Source organism: Pedobacter sp. 01N416 (assembly GCF_056399685.1).
In genome coordinates this window covers 1-10,755 of record NZ_JBFTRT010000110.1, presented here as the reverse complement: position 1 = coordinate 10,755, position 10,755 = coordinate 1, and the positions used below count along the sequence as shown (strand labels likewise).

Annotated in this window: 5 protein-coding genes; all 5 read right to left on the bottom strand. The window is 40.0% G+C overall.

All coding sequences use genetic code 11. From position 1 onward, the window contains the following. A partial coding sequence (locus AC1DND_RS08270; RefSeq protein ID WP_477580683.1) for a RagB/SusD family nutrient uptake outer membrane protein occupies positions 1-1,815 on the bottom strand: 1,815 nt, incomplete at its 3' end. 29 nt (positions 1,816-1,844) lie between these two features. Beyond that, positions 1,845-5,087 carry a SusC/RagA family TonB-linked outer membrane protein gene (locus tag AC1DND_RS08265; protein ID WP_477580681.1) on the bottom strand — a complete coding sequence of 1,081 codons (3,243 nt, stop codon included), beginning with the start codon at positions 5,085-5,087 and terminating at the stop codon, positions 1,845-1,847. A gap of 579 nt (positions 5,088-5,666) precedes the next feature. Continuing rightward, the gene (locus AC1DND_RS08260; protein WP_477580679.1) at positions 5,667-7,031 is read right to left on the bottom strand and encodes a DUF3526 domain-containing protein; all 1,365 of its coding nucleotides are present in this window, start codon (positions 7,029-7,031) and stop codon (positions 5,667-5,669) included. Positions 7,032-7,040: 9 nt separating this feature from the next. Next, positions 7,041-8,486: an ABC transporter permease gene (locus AC1DND_RS08255; RefSeq protein WP_477580677.1), complete on the bottom strand. Its 1,446-nt coding sequence runs from the start codon at positions 8,484-8,486 to the stop codon at positions 7,041-7,043. Beyond that, on the bottom strand, positions 8,486-10,755 hold a 2,270-nt coding region (locus AC1DND_RS08250), incomplete at its 5' end, for a TonB-dependent siderophore receptor (protein ID WP_477580676.1). The genes AC1DND_RS08255 and AC1DND_RS08250, both read right to left, overlap by 1 nt.

The following is a 10,755-nucleotide window of genomic DNA, read 5'->3' as shown; positions in this document are numbered from 1 at the left end:
GCGTAATAACTCGCCCATTAGCTCTCTCGAGCGTTCGTTTAAAATAAAAGCTGTAAACTTATTTTCCTGTGAGGTAGCACCAATTTTATCATAAAACTCTTTATTGGAGTTAAATATATCAGCCTCACTATTTAAGTGCATACTGGTTAGCGTGGTGGCTGTTGTGGCAGTGATGTTATTTGATTCGAAGTAGCTGTTTTTATCAGAGTATGAAACAAATGGCGCTGTGTTTGCAGCAGCATTGTTTTTATACGACGCACCACCATCTACGTATGCTGATCTGTCTTCTCCTTCTTTATAAGCAGCACGATCTCTAACTTTATTTAGATATGGAATGGCCTGCGCAAACTGGCCCATTCGTCCGTAAGCTTCAGCCGCAATTAAATAGGTTTCTGCAAGTCGTGCTAAAATTCCATCACGTTGACCAAATTGTGAGGCTACAGCATTTCTTGAACCATCCATAAATTTAGATAAAGCAACAAACTGACTTACACCATAATTTCCATGCCCACCCAAATAACTTTGCGGTTGGCCAGCAAAATACCTTACATACATACTTGGTTTGCGGCGGCCGATATCGGTGGGAAGTGCAGGGTTTGCATTTGCAACGGCAGGTGTATACCTGGTATCGCCTGCATTATTAACGATATATAAAATAGATTCTTCGCCGCCGGCAAATTTTGCTTTACCCACAAGATCTGGTGTTGGCACTGTTCCTGCTGTCCAAAGTGGTGCTCCGGCAGGTCTATTACATAAATAACGTGTTTTAAAGCTTTTCCAAAACCTCGAGTCGTTTACACGGTCGAAAACATCCAAGGCATAATCTGTAGATCTTAAACGCTGGAATTCACGATCGCCAGGGATATCGCGTTGCATACCTGGTAAATTTTGGTAAATAGAGGGATAATACAAATGTACTTGATTCCCATAACGCCCCTGAGTAGCTGTATTGCCAGAAAACTGTGCGGCTAATATGATTTCTTTGTTGGTTTCGTTCGCGCCATCAATGGTGGTGAAATTCCATAAATCGCTAAAGTTGGTAGCCAGGGTATGCTGACCGCTGTTAATCACCAGGTCGGCATATTTTACTGCATTTTGTAAATCAGCAGTTTTGGTATCGCTATTCCATGCATTGTTTATTTCGCTTGCACGGAATAAATATGCCTTTGCCAAAAAGTGAGCAGCTGCCCATTTGGTAATCCGCCCGGTTTCTGTTACTGTAGCTRGCAAAAAGTTATAAGCCTGTGTAAAATCTTGAATCACTTGCTCATATACCTCTTTTGCACTATTCCTTGTAAATTCTTCCTGAATTAAATCCTGTGCTTCTAACCTCAACGGAACGCCACCATACTGTTTTACCAGTTTAAAATAATCGAAAGCACGCATAAAATAACCTTCGCCCAGGCGTGTGTTTTTACTTGCACCCTGATAATACAACGGCACGTTTTTGATAAGGATATTGGCCGAATTTATGTTTTCGTACATATTGTCCCATACACTGGCCACATCCGAATTAAGGGAATTTAAACTGGCGTCGTAAGAGTTCCACATTTGTTCGGTTCTATCTCCACCAACGGTAAATTCATCCACTCCATAGTTGGATGTAGTGTATGCCCAGGTATAATTAAAATGAAATTTTAAACTTTGGTACATGCCTATGGTTAAACCGTCGAGGCCATCAGTTGTGATAAAATCTGCAGTGGTACGGGCATTAACAACTTCTTCATCTAAGAAGCTTTTTTTGCAAGAAGTAGGGAAAATCATCAATCCTCCTAATATTGCAGCACCCGATAATATATTTATAATCTTTTTCATGATCAATTTCTTTAAATAGCGGTTAAGGATTACAGACTAACATTAACACCAAATACTACACCTCTGTTAAAAGTTGAGGTAACGGAATTATTGGATGAGATACCTGAATCAGGATCAACCCAACCAACATTAGAGTAGATTAAACCCGGATTAATGGCCTGCGCATATACCCTTAATTTAGATAATGATAATTTTTTAGCAATTTTTTCCGGGAAATAATAGCCCAATGAGATATTCCTGATTTTTACGAAAGATCCGTCCTGGTAGTTCATAGCACTTCTGTAAGGGTCGCCGGCTGCACTTCCATAATTTGGTGCAGGATAATCGTTTGTTGGATTGGTTGGTGTCCAATAATCAACCAAACGTTGGGCAAAACGGCCTTGAAGTGATTCTGCACCCGTGGCAATTAAGAAATTATATCTTGCAATAATAAAAATAGAAAGGTCGAAGTTTTTATAATTAAAGGTATTGGTAATCCCGCTTGTCCAGCTTGGCGTGTAACTTCCTCTTATCATTCTATCGTTATTGGCATCAATTTTATAATCGTTATTTAAGTCCCTAACCCGAATGCTGCCTGGTTTAAAAGCGCTTGCTGCTGGCAGGTTAGCATTAAATTTTGCCATTTCAGCTAAGTCTTCAGGCGTATTCTGCCAGATGCCATCTTTTACAAAATCGTAGGCTACTCTAACCCTTTGACCGATGAACAATAAACTACCAATCACATCGCCGTTGGCCAGTTTAACCACTTTATCTTTACTTGCCGAAAAGCTTAGGGTTGTAGACCAGCTAAAATCTTTGTTTTTTAAGTTTACAGTGTTCAGGGTAATGTCGATACCTTTATTATGGGTTTCTCCAATGTTGTCGAAAGATGAAGTATAACCATTTATCGAAGAGATATCTTTTTGCAATAACAGGTCGGTGGTATTAGATTTATATAAGTCTATGGAACCGCCAACTCTGCCTTTAACTAAGCTAAAATCAAGACCAAGGTTATATTGTAAGGTATGCTCCCATCCAAGCGCCTTGTTTGGTAAGGTAGGCGGACTGGCCAGTGATGCATCTGATGCTACATATCCGGTTTGTACCGAACCGCCATAAGTATAAGTTAAGGGCTGTAATTTACCTAAAGTTGTTCCATAAGAAATGGCTGAATTACCTACACTACCCACACCTAAGCGAAGTTTCAGTTGATCGATCCATTTGATATTTTTCATAAAATCTTCCTGATCTACACGCCACGCAATTGCAGTAGAAGGGAAAAAGTCCCATTTGTTGCCTTCAGCTAATTGCGATGCACCATCCCAACGGGCAGACGCTGTTAACAGGTATTTGCTATTAAAGCCGTAATTAACCCTGGCCATGTAAGATACTAGAGTGTTTCTACTCAAATCGGTACTAAAAGCATCCAGGCTCGGAATATTTGCACCGCCTAGGCCATACCAGAGTGGGTTACTTAAAGGGATTTTAGTTCCCGTCATTGATGAACTCTCTTCTTTAAAGAGCGATGAACTCTGCAATAAAGTAACGCCAAAGTTGTGTTTTTTTATTGTTTTATCGTAATAAACCAAGTGATCTAGCGTATAGGCAAATCTGTTGTTTTGGTTAAGCTGAGCATAATTGGTAGAACCTGATTCGCCCGCGCCACGATTGATTGATTTTGCATCCTGATATCTTCCGTTATAGTTATTATAAAAATCAGGACCGAAGTTAATACGGTACTTTAATCCTTTTAAAAGGCTTACTTCAGCATAGAAAGAGCCGATTGTTCTTAACACTTTACGTAAATTGATATTGTATTGATCTTCACCCACTGGATTTTGAATATTGATATCGGCACCAGGTAAATTAATCCTGTTACCATTTACATCAAAAGGTACAGCAACAGGAAGCATGCCAAGTGCTGCACCATATAAACTGCTCGGGCCTGTTGCATTACCTGTTGAAAATCCATAGTTCTGCAAGCCATAAGATGCGGTAATGTTAGCACCGAATTTAAACCACTTTACCGGATTCAATTCTACACTTACCTTAGAAGTATAACGATTATAATCCTGGCCAAGTTCTGTACCAATCTGGTTTAAGTAGCCAAAAGAGGCATATGCTTTTAATTTGTCTGTACCGCCACTGGCGCTTAATACATGGTCTTGAGTAATACCAGTCCGTGTAACCAAATCGGTCCAATTTGTTGTAGGTACTAAACTGCCATTGTAAACTCCATTTTGCCAGCCTTGCGCAATGTTCGCTGTTACATAGCTATCGTTAGGAAATATCCGGTTATCATCTGCTTGTGTTGGTGTAATGGGATAGGTGCTGCTTGCCTGCGCTGCAGGATTTAAATAACCTACGCGACGGTAAGCATCGCGACGGAATTCGATGTATTCGGCAGCATTCATCATCTCTGTTCTATCCTGGATGGTTTCGATGGTGGCCGTACCCACATAATCTAAAGTTAATCTGCCTGCTTTACCTTTTTTAGTGGTAACCAGAACAACTCCATTTGCTCCTTTTGATCCATATATTGCTGTTGCCGATGCATCTTTTAAAATGTCGATGGTTTCGATATCGTTAGGATTGATGGCTTCGATTCCACCTGCGGCAAATGGAATACCGTCTACCACGTAAAGCGGTGAATTACTGGCGTTTATAGATCGTACACCTCTGATTAAAATGGAGCCGATCTGACCGGGGCGCTCGTTTGAAGTTACATCAACCCCGGCTGCCTTACCCTGTATGGCTTGTAATGCATTTTGTACCGGCCTCGATCTGATCTGTTCTGCACCCACGCTTACAACCGCTCCGGTTAAATCACTTTTCTTTACAGTGTTATAACCAACAACTACAACCTCATCTAAATCATTTGTGGAACTTTTTAATTGGATATTTATAGTCGTTTTTCCATCTACAGGTACTTCTTGTGTGGTATATCCAATGTACGAAACCACCAAAACCGGGCTGCTTACGGTTGATGGAATAGTAATGGAGAAAATACCGTTGACATCAGTAGAAGCTACAATAGTTGTACCTTTCACTTTTATACTAACGCCAACCAAGGTTTCGCCTTTTTCGTCAACAATTTTTCCTTTAAGGTTAACATCTCGTTTGCTCGTTGAAATGTTTGTACCCAAGGTTCCAGGTGTCGTTTTACGGTTGGCCGCATCTGCAGTATTCGCCACGCAAAGTAAGCACAATGCCGACATACCTGTAAGCAGGATTTTTTTGTACGAAGAGCCTTTTCGTCGCTTTAGATTTTCTGGATAAAAATTAAGATCCATAGTTTTATTGGTTATGTAAATATTTGGTTATTTAGCCAAATAGCATATTAGATGGAGTGTGCTATCTGTTTTGAGGGCATATGATTAAGCAATTAATCCATTCTTTTCTGGATGTATTACCTGTTTTAGGATGAAAAATGAGTTAGTTTTTAATGTTTGACTACAATAGTCTTTTTTTTGCCTTAAGGCTTTAAAATGGTAGTATAGGGGCGATTAGGTGCAAACGATTGCATTGTTTGACGTATAATTTTTCTTGCTCATATAGGTATCGATTAAAAGAATTGATGGTATTTGGTTATACGAGATTAGAACTTTTATTTCGTTAGTCCATCCTGTTCCATCCTGTAAGGTATAGCCAGATGTAAAGAATTTTCTTCTTTGGCTAATAGGTTTTAGTATATTGTTCAATAGGTTATTTGGCTGCAACGTGGAATTAACTCATACTGCCTTTGACTTCGGCTAATTTCTATTCGACAGACCATCACCTATTCGATATTTATAACTTCTTAATGGTTTATGATAAAAAAAATGGTCCATGTAAACGCAGACCATTTTTATATTGTTTCAACCACAGTAAACCTAAAATTGTTCCTGCCTTTTAAAGTTAAAAGCTGTTGTTCCAATTAGGATTACGGTTAGGATCGACATAGATAGCAAATTAACCCAAACTGAAGGCGTTTGCTGCGGACTATATTTTTCCAATTTATAGTCTTTAACATCTGTACTGTCCGCTGCTTTATTAAGAAAGATGCTTGGATAAAAATGCAAGCGGATCTGCTCATGATATTTTCTAACCGCCTGCTGGAAATCGAGGTGGGTATTAAGATCCGATCCAGCCATATTGTTTATCCCCAACTGGGCTTGTATGGTAGGGAAGAAAAATGCAAGCGTATTTGTAAATCGCTGTCTGGCGGCCAGTTTATTCTCAATTGCGCGCCTACTCGGCATTGCCTGATCATCGCCCATCTGTTGCATGGCATAATACCAGAACCAGCTAAAAGTTTTCTCTTGTGGGAAGGGATATTGCTTCAGTTCCGGATAATGTTCAAAAAATGGTTTCATTGTAACTTCTTTGGCCATATCCCATTTTTCGTGATAACCCTCGCGTTGGTTAATTACATTTTGCAGTGCTTCTGGCATGGGATATTTTCGGGTAAGAAAAAGGTTAAGTGATGCTGGAATTACAATACAGATAAGTACCCAAATGGCAACTAATGCCGAAGCATTAAAGTTCGATGATTTTGCTAAAGAAATGATAAAAAATGAAACTGCAAACCAGAAAGCCAGATAAAATATGATGAGTGTAGTTATTGAAAAGAAAATGAAATCTGCGGGCAAATGCAGATAAAGAACAGCTACAAATAATAGTAATAAAGCAACACAAAAAATTACGGCTACCCTAACTAAAAATTTTTGCCAGATCACCTGAAAAGACTGGTTGGTCTGCGCGCTTAAAAGCGACCAAACCCCACTTTCTTTTTGCTCCGAAAGCAAGTTATAGCTAAAGGCAATAATCACCAGGGGAAATAAAAAGATAAACACAAAACTCAGGTCCATGTTGCCCAAAAGCAGGCTTACCGGGTTATTAATATCTGTATCGTAAATCTGACCTTCTAAACCCAGCATGGTTACCGAGATTAAATAAGGGTTAATATCCCGCTGCCCATTAGCAAAGGCGGCCCAGGCATTGGGTGCATTAGCCAATGAAAATTTATTGTGGTAAAATAATAAGCCAATATCTTTACCAAAATGATCGATATTGCTGAGGGTGTTTTTCTTTTGTAACATTGCTGCTTTTTCAATTACGGCCTGTTGGTTGGCAATAAAGGTTTTGCCGAAATACAAACCGGCAAAGCCTGTAATCAGCAGCACAATGATGCCTATACATGAGGAGCTGTTTCTAAAAAACAGTTTAAATTCGAGGTTATATATACTTTTTTTCATCCTTAATAGCTATATCGTTTTAATCCACCTGGCAATGTATTGTAGCAGTAGGATCGTTGCCAATAACCAACAGGTTATAGCACTCAGTGCCAATAACTCATTTGTTATTACTGAACTTAATTTGCCAAAGTGGTAATTGAAATCAGATTGTTCAGCCCAGTTTGCCTTACTAATGGCCAAAGGTTTTTCTTCTTCTCCTGGGGCAATGTTACTGATCTTATCAATTTGTAGTTTATTCATCTTTTGAGCCAGCTGATAGCGGTAGGCTTCTGCCTGGTTCTGAAAATCAACAAAGGTGTCAAAATCAGAGGCTGTTATGGCCATCGAAATATGCTTGAGGGATAAGTAAGGGTTCATGAAACCTGCTACCTTTGTAATGCTGTTCTGCTTTTCAAAAATTTTATTCAGTTCCTTTTGGTGGTTGCTGTAAATTTTTGAGGTTATTTTTTCGCCCTCTGCCATAATATAACCACCATAGTTAAAAGGCAGTTTTTTTACATCGGTAACACCGTAAGTTTTGAGTAGTGAGTCTTTAATCGCAGCATAATGTGGGTCACCTGGATTATGGCTATCGCCCTGTTTATGGATGTCGGTAGCAATGGCATAGGCAAACTCTATTTTAGATGGGGAGGGGTAAATTTTTACGCCGATTGCCTGGGTAATCCTCGGCATAATGACCATAAAAAATATCCAGCAGGCCAATAAAGTAGTTAGGGCTGATTTAGAACTGCGTGCAAAAGCCGAAACCAAAACCGTAACAGCAGATACAATGAAGAAATAGATGGCATAGCTAAATACCAATACCATTAAGCGCAAACTGGCATCACCACTAATCTGCCAATGACTTAGTGAGGCCCATAACAAAATGGTAAGCAGCATAAGGGGGATAAATATCGACAAACAAACACCAATTATGCCCAATGTTTTGCCCCAGAGGAGCTGTTTCCAGCTTACATTTTGGCATAGCAGGATCTTTAATGTCCCCGATTCGCGCTCAGCTGAAATGCTGTTGTAACCTAAGAAGAAAATGAGAAGTGGCACCAGGAGTTGCAGTACCATGGCCACACTGATTTCGCCGAAGCGCAACATTCCGTTAGAAAAACCTGCTTCACTAAAATTTACTGTGTTTTGTTTATGCGCTTCTAAAAAGATCGATACACCTGCAAAACTTTCTATCCCAAAATCGAAAAAACTCAGTTCATGTTTCTCGCGAAAGGCAAGGTAACCATAGTGTGCCATCCGGTGTGGGTGTTTATCTGGTTTTGCCAGCCATTGTGCCCTAACCAATTCTTTATAATGCAGGCGCTGATTGTTTTGTGTTTTAAAATTCTGCCAGCCTACATAGGTAGCCAAACCAAGTGATAAACCTAATAAAAGGGTTAAGGCTAAGGTAGCCCTATTGTTAAGGGCGGTTTTAAAAGTTTGTTTGGCTATAGTGCTTATTCTATTTGGCATTATATTCTATAGGTTACGTTAAACATTACATTTCTTGGTGTACCGGGGAAAAGGCGTAGATAGTTTTGTGCGCCAACCCAATAGGTTTTATTTAAAATGTTATTCATATTTACAGCCAGTTGCACTTTAGAACCAGCAGACGAATAATAGAGCGCGGCATCTAACAGGGTATAAGCAGGCAGTACAAAATCTCTGATGTACAAGGGAAGTTTCGTACCACTGTACTGTAAACCTGCTCCAAAACCTATTCCCTTTAGCTTAAGGGTTTCAAAGTTGTAGCGTGTCCATAAGCTGGCACTGTGTTTTGGCGTGTTCTGCACCCTTTGACCAATTAAATCAGGATTAAAATCATCCTTAATAATGGCATCGACATAACTATAACCCGCATTAAACTGCCAGTTAGACCTGATAAAACCAGAGGCTTCGAATTCGACACCGCGGCTGCGTTGGGCACCGCGTTCTATCAGGCGGTTTACATTCAATGGATCATTTGCATTCATCAATAGGTTTTTCTGGTTGATTTCGAATACCGAAATGTTAACCATTAAACTTTTATTCAACCATTCGGATTTTGCACCAATCTCTTTTAAATCACTTTCTAAAGGTTTAAAATTGGTGCCTGCAGGTGGTGGAACAATAACCAGGGTTGAGGTATTACCTTGGGGCTGGTACCCTTGTAAATAGGTTGCGTAAAGGTTAATGTTTGCGTTTATGGCATAGGTAATTCCGGCCCTTGGCAAAAGCTTATGCTGATAAATTTTCTTTTCGGTAGCCAATTTGTAATTGCTGTAATCCTCGTACCACTCTTGTCGTAAACCCAATGTTAAGGTAAGCTGATCGTATTTTATCTGATCCTGTAGATACACTGCATTAACCAAATTATATGCAGCTGGAATTTCTGTTTTGGTAAAAACGTAATCGCTTAAATTTTTAATGGTATAGCTTGGGTTTGCTAGATTAAAGTGCTCTACATTGGGCACTGGTGCATTTATACCATTTACAACCTTAAATAAATAGAGGTCTTTCTTTGTGGGATCGTACCTAGCTGCAATGGTTCCATCTTTTAAACGGTAGCCCTGAGCCGAGTTTTCGCCACCGCCCCGCAGTTTCTGGGTGTTTATTCTATCGTACCCGATTACCAGCTTGTGGATTAAGCTAAAAGTATTGGTGTTTATACTGAAATAGGTGCTTAGATTGTCGGTTCGCCATTTTTGCTGACGCTGAACGGCACGCATGGCTGCTAACGTAGGGATAGGTTGATTGTTTTCATCAACGCCAAAAGCGTTGGTAGTTCTATGTTCTAAAAGATCCTCGCTCCAGTTTTGCTTCATATAGGCCACATTAAATACAATATCCTGTGTGAGGCTATGCGAAAAATTGGTCATCAACATTAAATCCTGGCTGTTAAAACGGTCGTTACTGGCACCCATATTGAAACTGATCGGTGTACTTTTTAGCTCTGTTTTACCAGCAATTGCACCAAAAATAGCCTGTCCACGGTCTAACCTCGAATTGCTGTTGTTCATTACCACTTCTACATTTAAGCTGGTTCGATCGTTCGGGATGTACGAAAAAGAAGGGGCAATCAGGTAACCCTTTCTGTATTGCAGGTCTCTGAAGCTTTTACTGTCTTCATAACCTACATTAAGCCGGTAAAGCAGCGTTTTATCTGTATTTAGAGGGCCTGTAAAATCTAAAGCGCCTCTAATGGTACTGAAACTTCCGGCCGAGAGACTAATCTCTTTGCGATCTTCAGTCAGTGGTTTTTTGGTTACCAGATTAATGCTTCCCCCTGGGTCTACACTCGAAAATGTAGCGCTCGCCGGACCTTTTATTACCTCTATCCGTTCCAGGTTATTGGTCAAAGGCTGGTTAAAATAATATTGGCGGGTACGCATGCCATTAATTATAGCACCCTCTTCGTTCTGGTTGATTCCCCTGATCGAAAATTGGTTGTAATAGCTGCTTTGTGATACGCTGGTTACATTTTTAACCGCATCGGCCAGTACAGCCGCCTGCCTGTCGGCAATTAATTCTTTCGAAACCGAAGAAATAGCCTGTGGGATGTCCTTGTTCAAAGTAGCTGTTTTAGTGGCCGAAAAAGAGTAGTTGCCATAGTATTTTTTGCCATTGGTACCAACCACTTCAACGGTCTGCAATTCTTCGTTGGTGCTTTGCAGCACAATTACATCCAGTTTTAGATCACCAATGCCATTAACGAAGTAAATGCGATTAAAAGTGCTGTAGCCTATGGCACTAATGGTGATGG

What these genes read in the sequence shown, in the direction of transcription:
- AC1DND_RS08265 (WP_477580681.1), bottom strand. Translation starts at nt 5,087, where the DNA reads ATGGATCTTAATTTTTATCCAGAAAATCTAAAGCGACGAAAAGGCTCT.
- AC1DND_RS08260 (WP_477580679.1), bottom strand. Translation starts at nt 7,031, where the DNA reads ATGAAAAAAAGTATATATAACCTCGAATTTAAACTGTTTTTTAGAAAC.
- AC1DND_RS08255 (WP_477580677.1), bottom strand. Translation starts at nt 8,486, where the DNA reads ATGCCAAATAGAATAAGCACTATAGCCAAACAAACTTTTAAAACCGCC.